The 18563-nt window shown below is 32.0% G+C and carries 19 protein-coding genes and 1 pseudogene; 19 read left to right on the top strand and 1 reads right to left on the bottom strand.

The genetic code is table 11. The features are described 5' to 3' along the window. Window positions 1-310: 310 nt before the first annotated feature. From ACJJVN_RS01040 to ACJJVN_RS01015, 6 genes are all read left to right on the top strand, one after another. Window positions 311-937, top strand: a complete 627-nt coding sequence (locus tag ACJJVN_RS01040) for a hypothetical protein (RefSeq protein ID WP_405376825.1) — start codon at window positions 311-313, stop codon at window positions 935-937. 240 nt (window positions 938-1177) lie between these two features. Next, window positions 1178-1723, top strand: coding sequence for a hypothetical protein (locus ACJJVN_RS01035; protein WP_405376823.1), 546 nt, complete (start codon window positions 1178-1180; stop codon window positions 1721-1723). A 1-nt stretch (window position 1724) separates the two neighbouring features. Next, window positions 1725-3323, top strand: a complete 1599-nt coding sequence (locus ACJJVN_RS01030; RefSeq protein WP_405376821.1) for a YecA family protein — start codon at window positions 1725-1727, stop codon at window positions 3321-3323. Window positions 3324-3489: 166 nt separating this feature from the next. Continuing rightward, window positions 3490-4275 carry a hypothetical protein gene (locus ACJJVN_RS01025; protein WP_405376820.1) on the top strand — a complete coding sequence of 262 codons (786 nt, stop codon included), beginning with the start codon at window positions 3490-3492 and terminating at the stop codon, window positions 4273-4275. A 221-nt stretch (window positions 4276-4496) separates the two neighbouring features. Continuing rightward, complete coding sequence (locus ACJJVN_RS01020; protein WP_405376818.1) at window positions 4497-5267, top strand: hypothetical protein; 771 nt, start codon at window positions 4497-4499, stop codon at window positions 5265-5267. Window positions 5268-5289: 22 nt separating this feature from the next. Further along, on the top strand, window positions 5290-6132 hold the full coding sequence (locus tag ACJJVN_RS01015; protein WP_405376816.1) for a hypothetical protein: 843 nt from the start codon (window positions 5290-5292) through the stop codon (window positions 6130-6132). Between the two features lie 47 nt (window positions 6133-6179). Here ACJJVN_RS01015 and ACJJVN_RS01010 read toward each other — a convergent pair. Then, window positions 6180-6485, bottom strand: a pseudogene (locus ACJJVN_RS01010) (transposase); the annotation flags it as partial. 116 nt (window positions 6486-6601) lie between these two features. On the opposite strand from ACJJVN_RS01010, the gene ACJJVN_RS01005 reads away from it, so the two are divergent. From ACJJVN_RS01005 to ACJJVN_RS00945, 13 genes are all read left to right on the top strand, one after another. Continuing rightward, the gene (locus ACJJVN_RS01005; RefSeq protein ID WP_405376814.1) at window positions 6602-7195 is read left to right on the top strand and encodes a hypothetical protein; all 594 of its coding nucleotides are present in this window, start codon (window positions 6602-6604) and stop codon (window positions 7193-7195) included. 203 nt (window positions 7196-7398) lie between these two features. Continuing rightward, window positions 7399-8142 (top strand): toll/interleukin-1 receptor domain-containing protein, encoded by a 744-nt coding sequence (locus ACJJVN_RS01000; RefSeq protein ID WP_405376812.1) that lies wholly within the window; start codon window positions 7399-7401, stop codon window positions 8140-8142. A gap of 182 nt (window positions 8143-8324) precedes the next feature. Continuing rightward, complete coding sequence (locus tag ACJJVN_RS00995; protein ID WP_405376810.1) at window positions 8325-8888, top strand: TetR/AcrR family transcriptional regulator; 564 nt, start codon at window positions 8325-8327, stop codon at window positions 8886-8888. Between the two features lie 61 nt (window positions 8889-8949). Further along, window positions 8950-9696 (top strand): SDR family NAD(P)-dependent oxidoreductase, encoded by a 747-nt coding sequence (locus ACJJVN_RS00990; RefSeq protein ID WP_104515994.1) that lies wholly within the window; start codon window positions 8950-8952, stop codon window positions 9694-9696. Between the two features lie 89 nt (window positions 9697-9785). After that, window positions 9786-10766 carry an alpha/beta fold hydrolase gene (locus tag ACJJVN_RS00985; RefSeq protein ID WP_405376808.1) on the top strand — a complete coding sequence of 327 codons (981 nt, stop codon included), beginning with the start codon at window positions 9786-9788 and terminating at the stop codon, window positions 10764-10766. Between the two features lie 9 nt (window positions 10767-10775). After that, window positions 10776-11744 carry an alpha/beta fold hydrolase gene (locus ACJJVN_RS00980; RefSeq protein WP_405376806.1) on the top strand — a complete coding sequence of 323 codons (969 nt, stop codon included), beginning with the start codon at window positions 10776-10778 and terminating at the stop codon, window positions 11742-11744. 148 nt (window positions 11745-11892) lie between these two features. After that, window positions 11893-12312: a DNA-binding protein gene (locus ACJJVN_RS00975; protein ID WP_405368322.1), complete on the top strand. Its 420-nt coding sequence runs from the start codon at window positions 11893-11895 to the stop codon at window positions 12310-12312. 333 nt (window positions 12313-12645) lie between these two features. Further along, a complete protein-coding gene (locus ACJJVN_RS00970) occupies window positions 12646-13560 on the top strand; it encodes a glutaminase (RefSeq protein WP_405376804.1) in 915 nt (304 codons plus the stop codon). A 268-nt stretch (window positions 13561-13828) separates the two neighbouring features. Then, window positions 13829-14203 carry a hypothetical protein gene (locus ACJJVN_RS00965; RefSeq protein ID WP_405376803.1) on the top strand — a complete coding sequence of 125 codons (375 nt, stop codon included), beginning with the start codon at window positions 13829-13831 and terminating at the stop codon, window positions 14201-14203. Window positions 14204-14292: 89 nt separating this feature from the next. Then, window positions 14293-14766 carry a hypothetical protein gene (locus ACJJVN_RS00960; RefSeq protein ID WP_405368317.1) on the top strand — a complete coding sequence of 158 codons (474 nt, stop codon included), beginning with the start codon at window positions 14293-14295 and terminating at the stop codon, window positions 14764-14766. Window positions 14767-14905: 139 nt separating this feature from the next. Next, window positions 14906-16369 (top strand): FAD-dependent oxidoreductase, encoded by a 1464-nt coding sequence (locus ACJJVN_RS00955; RefSeq protein ID WP_405376801.1) that lies wholly within the window; start codon window positions 14906-14908, stop codon window positions 16367-16369. A gap of 76 nt (window positions 16370-16445) precedes the next feature. Then, entirely contained in the window at window positions 16446-17099 is a 654-nt protein-coding gene (locus ACJJVN_RS00950) for a hypothetical protein (protein WP_405376799.1), read from the top strand. 225 nt (window positions 17100-17324) lie between these two features. Next, on the top strand, window positions 17325-18554 hold the full coding sequence (locus ACJJVN_RS00945) for a hypothetical protein (RefSeq protein WP_405376797.1): 1230 nt from the start codon (window positions 17325-17327) through the stop codon (window positions 18552-18554). Window positions 18555-18563 lie beyond the last annotated feature (9 nt).

Below are 18563 nucleotides of genomic sequence, written 5' to 3'. Positions count from 1 at the left end.
TTTCAATGTTGACGAGATCTGTAGTCTCTACGTATATAATAACCTTATTCCTCTCTTTTGTTCTTTCTATTTATAAACCTTTAATTTAGTGATTTCAAACTTAAGACGTATATAGCTCATAGCTAATCAGTTGATTAACCTAAGTTAAGGCATATTTGGAAAGTCGCCAAATTTTTAAATTTGACGATTTCCAATAAAAAAGATAAATAGTAAAATTTAAAAATTTGGCTTGTGCTCAACCGAAAAATAATCGCTAATTTACACGCTACGAGCCATATACAAAACCGTTACCACCAATTAGACCACTCAAATGAAAATGAACTGCAAAAAATGCGGAAATGATATAAACGAACTCGATTTGACTGAAGAGCAAAAGTTCGAGATTTGGGGAATGGTTAAACAAGATTTGAAATTATTTGCAACTAAAAAAATAATTGATGATTTTGGATTAAATCATAAAGAGGCAAAAATTATTATCTCACATATAAATTCGGAATTCGGAAAATGTAATTGCTGTGAAAATGATGAATTAAACTCTGAAAATATAGAATGTCAAAAATGCGGAGCGTTTAATTATAATTTTACTGAACCAATTTTTAATAGCGAATTTTGTTCCAGCTTAGAATATAGTTTAGATTTTGATAATTTAGGAATTGATAATGTAGTTGGATATTGGTGTGATGGTGTTGATTGTTATCCTAATGATTTGAAAAGTTTATCTAAAGAAAATATAAAAAAACATAAGAAAGTAGTTACTCGCGCTTGGATTGGAAAAGGTGGACAAGGAATTTATGAAATGACAATAAAGTTCGGAAAACAGTCAATACAGAATTATTTAAGCGGATTGAATTTGATTGATTGTATTCCTGATGGAGAACCTGAAAAGTGGATTAAAATAGAACCAGAGAATAACAAAATACAAGTATCACTGAAATAATAACTGGTGGTAACAGTGTATAAAAAACATAGGGCATTTGTGGCTTAACCGAAAGTCTGTGCATATTAATGAAGTCCGCTAAATATAAAATTTGGCGTTTATAGTAGAAAAGATAAAAGCAAAATATTTATATTTAGCTAAGTTATAAATTGAAACGATAGTGCTTATTAACTGCCCTACGTTTCTTATACGTAGACGTTGCCACACATTTGAAAACATCCAGCTAAAGAATAATATTTTATGAATGAAATTGAATTGTTAAAGGAATTAATAGACAAAAAAAGAATAGCTCACGATTTACAATTAAGAATAGAAATTTGGACTATAGAAAATGACAGAATTCGTTTTGTACAAGAACTTGATAATGTAAGTGCAGAAATTGAAGTATTAGAAAACCAAATTGTTGAAATAGAAAACAAAGCCTATAGTCGTGAAGCAAGGTCTAGTATGATTGACCAATTTGAAAGATATATTACTGAAATCAATAGAGCAAACCCAGCTTTAAGCCTTTCTCGAAATCAAGGATTAATAGTTGAAAATGAATTGTTTTCTGGAATTGTGAGAGATATAAATTATTTGCTTGTCGATAGAGTTTTTGGAATTCACATTCCAGCATATTTACAATACACAAATGACCCAAATGATTCCGTTAGCATTCCGGAATTAACTCAATTTTTAAGAAATGAAATTAATATTTTGAGACAAATTGAAAATCCAAATTATCTAATTCTTTGGCAGTATAAGGATGAGTTCATCGAAAGAATTAGAGAACAATTTATTGAATAAAATGCGAGATGAAAAAGAAATTTTAGCTGAACTAAATCAATTTTCCTCTCATTCTGATTTTCTGACTGTTTTACTCTATTTGGTTGGAGAAAATCTAAACTGTTCAACTGACCAATTAGCAACTAGAAATTTTAGAGCTTTACTTAACGAAAATGAAATAACTTTCTTATTTGGGATTTGGTTAAAGAACAGACATAAAAAAATACCAAGTACAGAAAGTTTTAAGATAAAGGCAGAGAAAGTCCACAAACTAATGGACGAATATCATTTGACCTTTTTAAAGCATTTCCCAAAAATTGGAGAATTTGAAAATTTTCATTTAGAATTTAGAACAAATCCAGCCTCTGTAAGAGAAACTGTTTTTTATGCACCTTCGGGAGCTTATGATTATCAATTTGTTTCTTTTTTAGAAACAAAATATTCGAAAGATAAAGATTGGTTATTAACTAATAAAAATTTTAGTTTAGAAGATGCAAAAAACCTTTACATCAGTTTAAAGTCTATCCTAAATTTTAAATTAAACGTTAAAGATTTTGGAGATAACTACATCGAACTTTATAGTTTTAATTTCAACAATTATATTTTTAAAAAGAATCCAAATTTTATTAAAATTTTAGATTCTTTATCATTTGGAGAAAATGAGGTGCTGAATGAAAACTATAATAGTATTGGCGACTTAAATCAATTCAAAATTCGACCAGTAATTAAAACTGATAACAGTTATATCATTCCATTACCTTATACAGTTTCAGAAGCTATTTATGATAGCCCTTTCTATTGGATGATTGATGACAAAAAATATCGGAATAAAGCACAAAAAAATAGAGGAGACATAGCTGAACATATTGTAGCTAAATTACTTTCAAGAAAAATTGATTCAAAATTTATTCATTCAGAAGTCGAAGTGAAAGAAGTAAAAGCGACAACAGTAACTGATATTGATATTTGCATTGTAAAAGATAATAAAATGCTCATTTTTCAAGTCAAATCTAAAAGGTTGAGTCAATTATCTAAAAACGGAGATATTGCCACGTTCGAAAAAGACTTTAAACTTGCAGTTCAAGACGCACACGAACAAGCTATATTACCTTATGAATTAATTTTAAGCAATAAATGTTATTTTCAATATAAAGATAGTGGCGAAAAACTTGAACTTCCAGAAGTAAACGAAATTTATTCGGCTTGTGTAGTTCTTGATAGTTATCCTGCAATTACAGCTCATACTAGATTATTTTTTCACAAAGAAAAAGTTACGCCAATTACTATGAGTATTTTTGACCTAGAAATAATTATGGAATACTCGAAAGGTTTTGACACTCTTTTTGATTATTTCAAAAAACGAACTCAAAATTCAAAATACTTTATTGCTGATAGTGAACTTGGTTTTTTTGGTGGATATTTAAGAACCAACCTTCAAAAGAGACCAGATTCGGATATTGTTGCATTTGATGCAGATTTTGCTCAAAGATTTGATTTAGATTATTATAAGCCATTAATGGAAAAGTATGAAAGAAAATTTCCTGAAACCATTAAGAACATTGGCAGGAATGATTACTGCTTTTGTGGTAGTGGAATTAAATTAAAAAAATGTTGCGGATAAAAAAACGTGTGGCAACACCGTGTATAATTCATTGCTAGTTATAGCCTACTTACGAAAGTCCTCGCGGACTTTCTATCTGTGATTTATTTGCTAACTTTAGTGCTTAAAGACGCAACGAAATCATACACAAACACGTTGTTCGTCATATTAGGAAACCTCGAAACATATGGAGATTTTAAAATTAACAGTAACTTCTTGCATTCATTTAATAAGAAGTGATTTAAACGATTTGAAACCTGAATCCTTAGGCTCTGGAGTAATTGTTAAGTATAAAGAACGCTTTTTTATGTGTACCGTTTCACATTTTTCGGATTGTGAAGGGCAAAACGTAGGCATCGTAACTGGTAGAATAAAAGACAATCAAACAGAAATGTATTATTTGGGAGAATTCTCCTATTTAACCGAAATTGACTTTAAAGGAATTCCAGATGCTCAAAATTTGGAATATAATTTAGAAAATCCTGACAAAATCGGAACAAAATTAGATGTTGCGTTTAGAGAAATCCCACTTTTGGATAATATTTTACAACAAAAAAGGGTTTTTGAATTAAACCATTTGGGCACTATGACAGTTGAAGAAGGCGGAAAAACAATGCTTATTGTCGACGACGATTATCAAATTGAAAAAGATGAACATTGTAGCTTTTATGGAAGAATAAGACCAAGTATGGTTAATGGTATGTTAGATTTTCAAGAACAATTATATTGGGGTTTGACAATTAAAAACATTGGAGAACATTTTATCGAAATGGATTTAGGAGAACCAATCAAAGACCACAATAGATTTAGAGGTTGTAGTGGAGGACCAATAATTGATACAAGAGGAAGACTTATTGGACTAATAACACACGGTGGAGAAACAACCGAAAGTAGTATTTTTGGGTTTAGATTTGATAAAATAAAACAATGGATTGACTTAATGTATTTCCAAGAACCGTTATCATCAATGTGAAAAATATGACGCACAACCACGTATAAAAACAATAGGGCAATTGGTGCTTAAACCAATGTTTCAAGCACTTTTTCGAAGTCGCCAAATTTTTAAATTCGGCTTATTGACAGAGATATAATAATAAAAAAAAATAAAAATTCGGCTTGTGTTTAATCGAATAGTAGTCGCGTTTTTTCCGCCCTACTGTTCTTATACAATTCCGTTGTGTGTAATTTAAAAAAATGACCGAATCTGAATTAAAAGAGCTAAAAAACATTGAAGAATTTAATTCTATCGGTTATCAATATACAATTATGTATATGGCAAAGATTCATTCGCAAGCTGAGTTTTTGTTTGCAAAAGTACTAGCACTTCGCGGAAAGGTTTATTCCAATTATGAAGCATCGGAAATAATTGAGGCTTTTACTATAAAAACAATTTGTGATTGGGAATGGTATGCTGAGAAAATCATTATTGAGTGCTTAAAAGTTGACACTTCACAACTCTCTTTACAACTAGAACTAGACTTGCCAAAAACCATAAGTAATGATGAATGTATAGCTTACCTCAATGGTTTAGGCTATTTTGACTTAAAGAACGCAAGTAATTTAAAATCAATTGCTAAAAAGATTCTAACAGAAAAATTAAACCCATTTCTGAACATATCAACTGAAGCTAAAAATCATATTGACGATTTTTATTCATTTAGAAATTATGTGGCTCATAAAAGTAATAAATCAAAACGCACTTTGATTAAGACTTATTCAAAATACAATCAAAGTAAATTTATAGAGGTTGGAGATTTTTTACTTTCAAAAACGGATGAAACAAAAAATAACATAAGATTTCAAGACTTTGGTGGTTCTTTTTGGTTAGCATCATTTAATATAATGGAATTTGCGTATCCGAAAATGTACAAATGGATAGTCCAAGATGAAAAAACGTACAATGAAAAGTGTCATTTGCGATTTAGTTATTTAATGGAAATTAGTCCAAACAAACCAAAACAATAGAAAAATTATCTAGTAAACATTTATGAAAACACCATTATTAAAAAAATATATTGATACTCTCGCTTCATTGAATGACCAGTTATGTTTTTTTCAATTTAATCGCAACGAATTAATAAAACGTTTGAAACAATTTGGAGGCGAAGAAGGAGATTTATTTACGCCTGATTTATTTCAAGATAATATAATGGCACCTCGAATAAATGTGAAAATAAAAGATTTACCATCGTTTCAAGAATTAAATCAAAAATTCACTTTTGGCGCTTATATTTCCACTAGTTATGAAGTCACAAGCTACTATCTAAAGGATAGTCTTGATATTTTGAGGCTATTCAATCCTAGTAGTTTTGTTTCTACAAATGACAACCAACTTGAAGAAAAATATATACTAACATTAACATCCTCTGGTTGCTCTGTTCCTTCACGAGAAATAATTGACACTATAAAATATATTAGACTTAGGAGGAATCTATTCACTCATCTTTCTGAATCAATTTCACCACAATTAAATAGCTTAATTATAAGTCAAGGAGCTAATCTAAATTCATATTGGACAAGTGCTTTAACTGATTTAGATTTTCAAAATACAGATGTCCTAAATTTTGAAGAAGGTGAATCAATCGATTTAATAAAACTACTTCGTATAATAGTTGAAACTCTAGATTTGAACTTAGCACAAAACCTATCTGAAATTGGAATGATAACTTATTTAGCAAAAGAACAATTTGAGTTAAAACCTCAGAGAATTAATGCAGATATCGTTGAACAAAGGATTAGAAAAATTAAAAAAATAGGAAAAGCTGTTTTTGGAGTGAATTTAGTGGATAATGATATTGAACCAATAGTCAAAACAATCGGTAGACGATAAAAACTACACACAACAAAGAACTGTGGTAAAAAACAAGTGAATTTCACTTAATTTCTAACCAGTACACTTCTATATCCGTCATCATATATTAATCCTGATTTTGCTATGGCAAAAGCCTGTTTTAAGAGCTTATTACAGACAGTTATTAAAGCTAGTTTTTTACTCTTTCCTTTGGCAACTATTCGATCGTAAATTGCCTTGCATGCTTTGTTGTATTTACAAGCATTAAAACTGCACATAAACAGTAGGTTTCTTAACTTCTGGTTACCTATTTTACTTATTCGTGCTCTTCCATTTATGCTCGTTCCGCTTTGCCTTATTATAGGCGTTAATCCAGAATAACTGCATAGCTCATCACTTACATCATGCATAATTAATTACTGGCTTCTCGCCTACTTACTAAATTAGGTGCTTAAAACACGCAACAAACCATATACAAACACGTTACCTGCAAGCAAAAAAATAAAAATTGATAAAAGCATTTACATATAGAACTGAGTTAGGCGAAAAAGAATTTAGCCAAACTATTTATGCAAATTCTATAACTGACTCAATACAGATTTGGATTGACCACATAAATGACTTAAAAAATGAAGTTTACTCGTTTGACCAAAAATCAGTTGAATCAATAGAAACGCAATTCAAAAGCGGAAAAATTAAATTACAGAAAAATCCTAGTATTATCGTTTACAAACTAGATGACAAATATCAAATCACTTATATAAACGAAAACAAGAAACTTGAACCAGATTTTATTGCTGAACTTGAATTTATGACAACCGAAAATGGCGGTCGGAAAGGATATGCTTATTCTGGATATCGACCCATTTTTAAACTGATAGATAAAAAAGAAATGACTTCTGCAAATCTGATATTTAATGACAAGCAAAAAGTCTTTCCTGGAGACAACGTAATTGCGTTAATCAATATATTATGGACTGCGGAATTTGAAAATTTACTCTATCCTGAATTGGAATTTGAACTACTAGAACCGCCAAGAATAATAGCAAAAGGAAAAATAAGTGAAATAGTGAATAAAAAACTGAATAAAGCCAGCAGGTAACACTATATATAGCAAATTGGGCGATTAGTGTTTAATCGAAAGGTTGTTGCTTATTTGCAAAGTCACCAAATCTTTTGATTTGGTATTAAAAGGGAAAAATTAAAACAAAATAAAAAGATTTGGCTTGTGGCTAAACCGAAAGTAATCGCTTATTTTCTGCCCAACTTGCCATATATTTAACGTTGTACACAAGCAAAAAAAATATGAGCATACCAAAAGTATTTATTTCCTATTCACACGATTCATTAGAACATAAAAAATGGGTCAATGATTTAGGGACAAGATTAAGGAATAATGGAATTGATGCAATATTAGACCAATGGGAACTTCAACCTGGTGATGATTTACCTCATTTTATGGAAAACCATCTAGCAAGTGCTGACCGAATTATAATGATATGTACTGAAACATATGTCCAAAAAGCGAATAAAGGTCAAGGAGGTGTTGGATATGAAAAAATGATTATAACTTCTAACCTCTTGAAAAATATTGACACAAATAAAGTTATTCCAATAATTCGCCAAAATGGATCTAATGAAATACCTACATTTTTAGAGACTAAGCTTTATTTAAATTTTTCAAAGAATGCGGATTATGAATTTAATTTTGACGAGTTGATAAGGACAATTCATCAAAGTCCATTACTTAAAAAACCAGAAGTTGGGAATAACCCATTTGTTGGGAACAAACCAACTTTGAAGGAAGAAAAGGCTAATGATTCTATGTTAGAATTTATGCATTACATTGTGTCTAAATTTGAACAAACTACTGAACAATATGTTTTGTATAGTCATACTGTTCAACAAATGAATATTTCGAGAATATATCTTGACTTAATAATCGCTGAAGCTCAAGAGAAAGGTTTAATAAGGTTAGATAATGCAGGAGATATAATTCTAACAGAAAAAGGGAAAATGTATGCTATCCAAAATGATTTGACATCATAAGCCAGTGTACAACAAAGAACTGTGGTAAAAACAAGCGAATTTCACTTAATTCATTCAAATACAATACGGTACATATTATTAGTTTTCCCAAAAACAATACTTTTATAAAATCTATGATGTTAACTTTAATATAAAAACAGACAGACTAGTCTGTTTTTGTGAATTTAAAGTAAATTTGTATTATGAAACATGCCGAAGTAAAAAATAGAATTATAGAAACAGCTTCCTTTTTATTTTATAAAAATGGCTATAACTCTACTGGTATCAATCAAATAATTGCCGAAGCTGGAATTGCCAAGGCTACTTTATACAATCATTTTAAATCAAAAGAAGAAATTTGTCTGGCTTACCTTAAATTCAAAAACATTAACTTTTTGACAGATTTTCAAAGTTTTACTCAGTCTAGAAAGAAAGGCAAAGACCAAATACTCGCCATATTTGATTTTCTTAAATTATTCTATCAAGATAAAGACTTTAATGGCTGTTGGTGTATTAAAACAGTTTCAGAAATCCCTAAGGATAATGAAATTATAAGAAACGAGATACAATCTCAAAAAAATAGCTTTATTGACATCATTACTCAATTAGTAAAACACAATATAGAAGGTATTAATGGAGAACAAGTCAATTCATTATCTAGACAAATCTATTTACTCTATGAAAGTGCTGTGGGAGAAAGTCATCTACATCAACAAGACTGGCCTATCATAGAGTCAAAAAAATTGTGTGAAAAAATAATAGCTTAAAAAATTTTATAAACAAATAGACAGACCTGTCTGTCTTTAATTAACAATTAAAGTAAACAAAATGAAAGAATTTGCAAACAAAGTAGCCTTAGTAATAGGTGGAACAAGTGGAATCGGTAATGCAACAACAAATGCTTTATTAGAAGGTGGTGCTACAGTGCACGTAGTAGGAAGAAACACTAATAAAATAGCCGACGCTGATAATCTAATTAAACACACAGTTAACATATCTAATACTACCGAAGTAGCATCACTTATTGAAAGTATAGATGGTTTAGACAACTTAGATTATTTAGTAAATGCTTCAGGTATTTTTGGACCTAAACCATTTTTAGATCACACTATGGAAGATTATAACTCTTATTTAGACTTAAACAGAGGTTTCTTCTTTATTACACAAAGTGCAGCTAAAAAAATGAAAGCAACACAAGGAGGTTCCATCGTAAACGTAGGTTCTATGTGGGCAAAACAAGCTGTAAAAGCAACACCATCTACCGCATACTCTATGCAAAAAGCAGGACTACATTCCTTAACACAACATCTAGCTATGGAACTAGCAGATGATAACATACGTGTTAATGCTGTTTCTCCAGCTTTAGTAAACACACCTGTTTATCATAGCGTTTTTGGAAGTGAAGAAGCTGCAAAAGAAGCCTTAGTAGGTTTTAATGGTTTTCACCCTATAGGTCGTTTTGGAGAATCTAAAGATATAGCAAACAGTATAGTGTTTTTATTATCTGACAAAGCTGCTTGGGTAACAGGTGCTATTTGGGATACAGATGGTGGCGTTATGGCTGGTAGAAACTAAATAATGTGAATAAAAGTCATCACCGGTACAAGTATCGGTGATGACTTTTTACATACCTCCTTAATTATACGGAGACTTAAATCAAAATCATGAAAAATATTATTCTATCATTAAGTATTGTTTTATTACTTATCTCTTGTAAACAAGAAACACCATTAGTAACAGACACTGCAACTAGCGCTACATTATCTAGTACTCCACATCAAGAAACGAGCGTAGCATATAAAACACTAGAAGTTAACGGTATCAACATAGCTTATAGAGAAGCAGGTAATGTTAATAATCCTACCATCGTTTTATTGCATGGTTTTCCTGCCTCATCTTACCAGTACAGAAAAGTACTATCACAATTATCTGATGAGTATCATTTAATCGCTCCTGACTATCCTGGCTTTGGTAACAGTGATTTTCCAGAATCAGAAACATTTGATTACACATTTGACAATATCGCGACTGTCGTAGATTCCTTTTTAGAAAAAAAAGGTATTAATTCTTATGCCATCATGATTCAAGATTATGGTGCCCCTATAGGTTTTAGACTTGCAACAGCACATCCAGAAAGAATTACGGCTATCATAAATCAAAATGGAAATGCATACGAAGAAGGTCTAGGAGAAGCCTGGGCTGGAATAAGAGCTCTCTGGGAAAACAGAACCGAAGAAACCGAAGATGCCTTATTACCTGCATTTACTTTAGAAGGTTTAAAATGGCAATACACACATGGAGTTAGAGATGTAGAAACTGTAGATCCTGATAGTTATAATTTAGATTATTTAAGATTATCTAGACCTAATGCACATGCCGTTAACATAGATTTGTTTTATGATTATCAAAATAATATAAAACTATATCCACAGTGGCAACAGTATTTAAGAGATAATCAACCGCCGTTATTAATAGTTTGGGGTAAGAATGATGCCTTTTTCCCTGAAAGTGGTGCCCAAGCGTTTAAAAAAGACGTAAAAACAATAGATTATAATGTTTATGATACAGGTCATTTTGCACTTGAAGAAGATGGTAATGCGATAATTAAAAAAATAAGAGAATTCATGAAAAATCAAAATAAATAGCAATTTAAGATGAGAAAATTTGCACTAATCATAGTGGTGATCACAGCATTTTTTGGATGTCAGGACAGCACAAAAATCACCGAAAAAGAATTCTATTTACCACCAGCAACAACCTATAATTATGTAGAAGTGGATAGTGCAAAACTCTTTTATAGAGAGGCAGGAGATAAACATAATCCCACCATAGTATTATTACATGGTTACCCTTCTTCCTCACATTCTTATAGAAACTTAATTCCCATGCTAGCAACTAGGTATCATGTTATTGCACCAGATAATTTAGGATCTGGTTACAGTACACATTTTGACCCTAGCACTACTAACTATACGTTTGATTTACTGGCTTCTTACATGGAAAAACTGGTCGATAAACTAGATATAGAGAATTACGTTATGTATATGCAAGACTTTGGCGCACCTGTAGGTTATCGCATGATGATGAATAACCCTAAACGTGTGGATGCTTTAATCGTTCAAAACGCAAATGCATATCTAGAAGGACTTACTCCTCAACGACAAGACTTTTTTAGGACAGCACAAACAGATACATCGACAGCAAAGCATGATTTTTTATACAGCCTAACTAGTAAAGACGCTATCATAAATAAGCAGTATTTATTTGACCTAGACAGTACAAATAGGAATATTCAAAGTCCAGATGCTTGGACACACGATCTGGCCTTCTTAACGTCAAAGAAAGATAGAGAGATTCAGGTACAGTTATTTAAAGATTATAATACTAATTTGATAAGATATCCTACATGGCAAAAAATGCTACGAGAGCAACAACCTAAAACCTTAATAGCCTGGGGTAAAAAGGATTTAAAATTTAATGCAAATGGTGCCAGAGCTTATTTAAAAGATTTACCTAATGCAGAGTTGCATCTTCTAGATGCTGGTCATTTTGCGGCCGAAGAAAAAACAAGTGAAATTGCAACGCTTATTCTAAAGTTCTTAGCTAAAAATGAAATAGAATAGAACTTTAAAAACACCTATTCCACTACTCCGTTCTTGATTTAAGATGTGATTATATATATTAACTACTCAAATTTTAAATCTTTATATAAGAACTACCTTTGCATTTTTACAAATAAGAGAATAAAAGAGTATTTAAATTTATACAGTAATGGATTTACAGGTAGGTGATAAAGTAAAATTAATCATAGAGAGAGAAACACCTCTAGGTTATAATGTTTTAATTGAAGGCGAGATAGAAGGATTACTCTATAGAAGTGATGTTTTTTCTGAAATGGAAGAAGGCATGGAAGGTATAGGTTTTATTAAAAACATAAGAGAAGACGGTAAGATAGACGTATCTCTTAGACCTCAAGGCTATCTTAATGTTATAGATCATGACGCAAATATTGTTCTAGAAGCGCTGAGAGAAAGTCCAGATGGCTATTTACTAGTTACTGATAAAAGTGCGCCAGAGACTATACGTGCTCAATTTAACATGAGTAAAAAGTCTTATAAAAAAGCACTAGGTAACCTTTATAAAGAGAAATTGATCAACATTACCTCAGACAGAATAGAGTTAATCAACTAGTTCTATACAGTCTATTTTATGGATATAGAAAACGATTTGTTCTCTATTAATTCTAGAAAAGTACTTAAATATTTAAAAGCTTATGAATCAAGAGTGTTTTGATTTATGAGCTTTTTTGTTATCTCGCTTTCGCGAAAGCGGAACTAAAACCACACTTAATCAATTATAAATAGTAAGTTATATTACCTAAATAACGAGCTTAAAAAATCTACTATCTTACAGTGAGATAAATAGCAAGAATATAGAAAGGCATTTTTAAAAATAGTAATAAAGACTTAAAACGCGGTGCTCCCCTATTATCTTTGCTACAATAATGAAAATAAAGTCGAGTATATGGATAATAATGAGGTGATAGAAAAGGTCTTTGAGAAGGTATCTAAGATGGAAAACATAGGTAATCTAGCCTCTTATATACCAGAACTAGCCACCATAGATGCAGAAAAATTTGGTATTCATATCGCCACTAATTCTGGGGCATCCTACGGTAAAGGTGACTTTGATGAAAATTTTTCTATACAAAGTATAGCAAAGGTACTGTCCTTGTGTCTGGCCTATAAAATACTGGGAGAGCGTATATGGGAAAGAGTCGGTGTAGAACCATCTGGTACCGGTTTCAATTCTTTGATACAATTAGAAAACGATAATGGAATACCTAGAAATCCATTCATAAATGCAGGTGCTATAGTTGTTGCAGACATTTTAATAAGCCATCTAGACCATCCTAAAGAAGATCTACTAGCATTTATAAGGAGTATGTCTCCTAATAAAACGGTAGATTATTGTGCAAAAATATCATCTTCAGAAAAAACGATAGGTTACCGCAATATCGCTCTATGTAATTTTATAAAATCATTAGGTAATATTAAAAATGACCCTAATGAGGTGCTGGATTTTTACTTTGATATTTGTTCTCTAGAATTAAGTTGTAAAGATTTATCTAAGCTGTTTTTATTTTTATCCAATAAAGGAAAAACGGTACATGATCAACTAGAGATACTCACTAGAAGTCAGACTAAAAGAATTAATGCACTCTTGCTTACCTGCGGCTTTTATGATGAGTCAGGAGATTTTGCTTTTAAAGTAGGTTTACCTGGTAAAAGTGGTGTAGGTGGTGGGATTATTGCTATTTACCCTAATGAATATACCATAGCTGTGTGGAGTCCCAAATTAAATTTAAAAGGGAATTCTTATAGAGGTATGAAATTTCTAGAAGCATTTACCACATTATCTGAGGTTTCCATTTTTTAAATTTAGTAGGACGTGCGCTTACCTTAACATTAGAATTACCTTTATAAAATTATATGGAGATGGATATGGGTCTCGCTTACGCGAAAGCGGAATCTTAAAAATAAAACATCCCAGAACCAGCAATCTCATTCTCAAAAGAATTTGAAACATGGGAATAATTTAACTAAAATTCCATTTTCTATATCAGATTTTGTTATTCATTTGTTGTGCTGTTAGAAAACACCATTTTCTATAGATATAAATTTTATAATCAAGCATTTATTTTATTTTGAAAACGATTCAACATTTCATTAATTTCATAGTCCTATCGGTACTTTTTATAGTATCCGTTAGTGCTGGAAATGTAACGTTTTCTGATCATTTAATCGAGTATCCCATAGAGGACACCGCTACAGTGCAAGCTGCATCTAGTTACCATCACCATCTATTTATAGGAGCAAATGTGCCGTCTGTCGTGCATTTATCTGCTCCAGAAAGATCGCGATTAACTACAGATCATTATTATTTCCATACCACTGGATTACTTAATAGAAGTAGCTACCTTACTTTAAATCAAGGTAGTAAAACTATAAAGTACGATTACATATTTATTCATCATTCCTTTATTAAGGATATTATATTTCCCTTTCATTCTTTCTGGTAATTAATTAGTGATTTACTTATTTAATTAAAATGCGCATGGTTTTTAAAAAATCATGTCAACTTACTATACACATTATCAAAAAAAATATCATGGATACAGGAATGATTATGGTTATCGCTATATTATTAATCGTTTGTATTACACCATTTGTAATCATAAGCAGCACAACCAAAAAAAGAGAAAAACACCTTAAAGAAACCTTGCAACAACACATTGCAAAAAATCGTGCAACCCTAGTAGATTATGCTGTTCACAACGACTTTGCTCTGGGACTAGATAGCCTCAATAAAATATATTGCTATCATAAAACAAAGGACAAAGAGTTATTTCAACAAATAGATCTTAACGACATAAAATCTTGTGAGGTAAAAAAGAATACTAATCGTATTAAAAACGACAGCTCTAGTTATGAGGTAGTGCAACGTGTCGCGCTAGTTTTTACACCTAGACAAGGTTCTAAAATAGAAGAGTTTGAGTTATATAATGAAGATATAAGTTCTCAATTAAATGGAGAAATTGCTCTAGCTACTACCTGGAAAAAAAAGGTAAGTAACTTGTTATAACAACTTTGACTTTATAAAATAAGTTAAATAAAAGAGTGGTATGAACTCTTTTACAACTTACAGTTGATCTAGCTGGTAGAATCTAACCCTTGATTCTATCAGCTTTTTTATCTTTACACCTCATTTATGATCATTAGAATTGAAAAACGAGCAACATAATAGCACTGTATGGACCAGCTGTCCAGACTGTTTAGGTCGTGGAAAAAAAAGCAGAAGATTGCGCAAAAAAATGCGTTTAAGTTATCTAAGAGCCGTAGAACAATTTGAAAAATCAAATAATACTGGCCCTGCACCTGAGAGACCTAAAGCACACCAATACACCTGTTTAAGTTGTGAAGGAAAAGGACTCCTTCCCGCAGACTCATTTCCTGTTGCCGCTGTAGATAACTATCCACATGTCGCGATTATAGGTGGTGGTATAGGTGGTACAGCACTTGCTGTAGCCTGCTTGCATCGCGGTATTCCTTTTACTCTGTATGAACGTGATGCTAGTTTTAATGAACGTTCACAAGGTTATGGGCTTACTTTACAACAAGCTAGTAAAGCTATAGAAGGCTTAGGTATTACTCGTTTAAAAGAAGGAATTACGTCTACTAAACATACAGTACATATACCAGATGGCACTGTTATAGGAGAATGGGGAATCAGAAAATGGCTAGATAGTAAAGAAAACACCTATTCAAAACGGACTAACGTACATATCGCGCGACAGTCTTTACGTCAAGAATTACTCGATCAATTGGGCGGTGATGATAAGGTCACCTGGGGACACCAATTAATAGGTTTTAAAAGAAATAAAAATGATGCTATAGATCTTAACTTTCTAGTAAATGGAGAAGAGATAATAAAAACTGCCGACTTAGTCGTGGGAGCAGACGGTATACGTAGTACCACGCGCAAACTGTTAATAGGTGACGCTCCTACTCCATTGCGTTATCTAGATTGTATTGTTATTTTAGGTATCTGCCCACTAAGTAGTCTTAATGGTTTAGAACATGATTTGTTAGATAATGCTACTGTATTTCAAACAGCAAATGGAAAAGAACGCATATATATGATGCCATTCTCATCTGACACGATCATGTGGCAACTTAGTTTCCCAATGTCAGAAAATAATGCTAAAAAACTAAGTAAATTAGGTCCTGCAGCTCTTAAAAAGGAAGCTATATTGAGAACACAATGGCACTCACCTATCCCAGAAATAATGAATGCTACACAAGAATCACAAATTTCTGGTTATCCTGTCTATGATAGATCTTTACTCGATCCAGAAGAATTAAAAAATAATCACGACACGACACTTATAGGTGATGCAGCGCACCCTATGAGCCCTTTTAAGGGTCAGGGAGCAAACCAGGCGTTACTAGATGCATTATCACTAGCACGTGCCATATCTATAGGCTGCCGTCCACAATCTAACTGGAAAGAAACAGGATTAAGAGATGCTGTTCTTAATGATTTTGAAAAGGCTATGTTAGAACGCACAGCTAGCAAAGTAAAAGATTCTGCTCAGGCAGCTCAATTCTTACACTCTGATGTAGTTTTACACAAAGGAGATGAACCTAGAGGACGTATTCTTAAAAGAAAAGAAACGGAAGAATAGAACTAGCTATTTCTTTCTTAAAGTGTAGGTTATAACCGTGGAGTAATTGTAGATTTGACTTAACTAATACTCAAATATGAAAAAGTTAATCGTTTTAATAGCCGTTATTTTTGCAATTTCTAGTTGTAAAGAAGATACAAAAGCACCTACTACTACCAGTGATTCTTCTCATATGATACCATCTACTACAACACGTAATGTAAAAACTAGTGTAAAATCAAGTGGTAACGTAACCGTGGTGGATAAAACTAAATCTACTCCAGCAATAGCACAAGATTTAATTGCTTTTAACGGCCTAGAAGCTTTGAAATACATAGAGCTAGAAGGTTTAAAACCAGAAATGAACCTAGAAGAATTACAAAATGTAAATATTAAAGCAAATCAGAATATGGAACCGACTATTAAAGTATCTGGAGATGGGCAAATTCCTATTTACCAGATTACTAAAAGTGGTTTTCCTATGGTAGACATTTATTATACTGCTGACCAGGTTACCGACATTGCGCTAACTCATAAAAATGCTACACCACCTAAAATGATAGGAATAGGTAATACTTATGCAGAATTATTAAGCGTTTATCCCAATGCAAAAGCTATGGGTAGCGAGGTAGAATCTAGAGTTACAGTAACTGTAGATAATGTAGTTTTTACGCTAAATGTAAATCATGGAATTAACGAAGTATATGATGCTCCATTAACATCTAAAATAAAATACCTGAGCTTTAAATAATTTATTTTAAAGCAATAAATTATACATATTATTTTAATGTAAACTAACTTATACAACACCTGCTTTATAAAGCAGGTGTTTTTTATTGCACTGAATTTAAAGTATTTATATCTAAAACCCTACTTATTACATAGGTGGTAAAACGAGGTGTTTATACTTTTGGCACGCTGGTTGATTAGTATATAACATCGGTAGACATAATTACTGATATTAATACTATAAATTATGAAAAAGCTATTTACCCTAACACTTGTTTTTATCCTAGGATTAGGATTCTCAAGTGCCGAAAATTCAGAGGACGACACACGCTACCGTAATTACAGTAAGAACTTTATTTTTAATCAAGATGGAATCGAGTTTGCTGTTTTTCCAGACGGTCAGTTTGATTTCAATTATTTGCAAGATAGAAGTGGTGTCAATGTATTTGTGAATACAGGAAACGTTCAAGTTTCTTTTAATTCAGGATATGATTATGACCGTTATGTACAGTACGATTCTTATGGAGCTGTAATTCAAATAGAAGAAATCCCTATTTACTATGATTCTTATGGTCGCGTAAATCAAATAGGTACTGTAGATATTTACTATAACAATGGATTTATTAATCGTCTAGGTGATTTAAGAGTTTATTATAGTAGCCCAGGAGTAATTAATTACTACGACGGTTACATCAACTCTTATAATAGACGTTATGTGTATCAACCATGGCACAATTATTACCGTGTACCGGTGGTAAACAGATGTGTGATTTATAACACACCTTATAGAGCATCTTATTTCCCTATTCGTTATGCATGGTCATATCATGTAAATTACTGGAACACGCCTACCTATTATAATGGTCGTTATGGAAGAGCAAACGCACGTAGAAGTTTCTACAGACCTAATGATAGAGTGACTTATAGAAGTTTTGAAAGAGGACGTCGCAATTCTCGTGGTAGAGCTGTAGCTGTAAACAATAGAGTAAATAGAAATAGACAGTCTATCTCTACAGGTAGAAGTCAGGTAACTAGAACCACTCGTGGTAGAAATGTTGCTACTTCTACTAGAGTTGCTACACGTCGCAATACCACAAGCAACAGTAGATCTAATAGAGCAACGACTAGAACTTCTAGACCTGCAAACACTAGAGCTATTTCTAACAGAAGTACGACTAGATCTACCACTGCTACTCCTAGAAGTAATAGAACTACTCGCAGCACAACAGCAACGACTAGTAATAGAAGCCGTACCGTTAGAGCGACTGCTCCTGCACGAACTAGTAGAGCAACTACCACTCGATCTACACCTAGTAGAAATACAGTAAGTACACGTTCTACTCGCAGTACAAATAGTAGAGCTACTTCACGAGGTACTTCTTCTAGAAACACACAAGCTAGAAGTACGAGACCTACCAGCTCTTCTAATAAAAAAACTAGTCGCAGTACAAGTTCTAGAAGCGCCCGTAGAGGATAAAATAAACTT

Source organism: Nonlabens sp. Asnod3-A02 (genome assembly GCF_045063755.1).
Lineage (GTDB): Bacteria > Bacteroidota > Bacteroidia > Flavobacteriales > Flavobacteriaceae > Nonlabens > Nonlabens xylanidelens.
This window is presented reverse-complemented; position numbering and strand designations above follow the sequence as displayed.

Excerpts from the sequence above, each read along its gene's own strand:
- ACJJVN_RS00950 (WP_405376799.1), top strand. The coding sequence starts at position 16,446 with ATGAAAAAGTTAATCGTTTTAATAGCCGTTATTTTTGCAATTTCTAGT.
- ACJJVN_RS00990 (WP_104515994.1), top strand. The coding sequence starts at position 8,950 with ATGAAAGAATTTGCAAACAAAGTAGCCTTAGTAATAGGTGGAACAAGT.
- ACJJVN_RS00975 (WP_405368322.1), top strand. The coding sequence starts at position 11,893 with ATGGATTTACAGGTAGGTGATAAAGTAAAATTAATCATAGAGAGAGAA.
- ACJJVN_RS01035 (WP_405376823.1), top strand. The coding sequence starts at position 1,178 with ATGAATGAAATTGAATTGTTAAAGGAATTAATAGACAAAAAAAGAATA.
- ACJJVN_RS01000 (WP_405376812.1), top strand. The coding sequence starts at position 7,399 with ATGAGCATACCAAAAGTATTTATTTCCTATTCACACGATTCATTAGAA.
- ACJJVN_RS01025 (WP_405376820.1), top strand. The coding sequence starts at position 3,490 with ATGGAGATTTTAAAATTAACAGTAACTTCTTGCATTCATTTAATAAGA.
- ACJJVN_RS00960 (WP_405368317.1), top strand. The coding sequence starts at position 14,293 with ATGGATACAGGAATGATTATGGTTATCGCTATATTATTAATCGTTTGT.
- ACJJVN_RS01015 (WP_405376816.1), top strand. The coding sequence starts at position 5,290 with ATGAAAACACCATTATTAAAAAAATATATTGATACTCTCGCTTCATTG.
- ACJJVN_RS00995 (WP_405376810.1), top strand. The coding sequence starts at position 8,325 with ATGAAACATGCCGAAGTAAAAAATAGAATTATAGAAACAGCTTCCTTT.
- ACJJVN_RS00970 (WP_405376804.1), top strand. The coding sequence starts at position 12,646 with ATGGATAATAATGAGGTGATAGAAAAGGTCTTTGAGAAGGTATCTAAG.
- ACJJVN_RS01040 (WP_405376825.1), top strand. The coding sequence starts at position 311 with ATGAAAATGAACTGCAAAAAATGCGGAAATGATATAAACGAACTCGAT.
- ACJJVN_RS01030 (WP_405376821.1), top strand. The coding sequence starts at position 1,725 with ATGCGAGATGAAAAAGAAATTTTAGCTGAACTAAATCAATTTTCCTCT.
- ACJJVN_RS00980 (WP_405376806.1), top strand. The coding sequence starts at position 10,776 with ATGAGAAAATTTGCACTAATCATAGTGGTGATCACAGCATTTTTTGGA.
- ACJJVN_RS00985 (WP_405376808.1), top strand. The coding sequence starts at position 9,786 with ATGAAAAATATTATTCTATCATTAAGTATTGTTTTATTACTTATCTCT.
- ACJJVN_RS00945 (WP_405376797.1), top strand. The coding sequence starts at position 17,325 with ATGAAAAAGCTATTTACCCTAACACTTGTTTTTATCCTAGGATTAGGA.
- ACJJVN_RS01020 (WP_405376818.1), top strand. The coding sequence starts at position 4,497 with ATGACCGAATCTGAATTAAAAGAGCTAAAAAACATTGAAGAATTTAAT.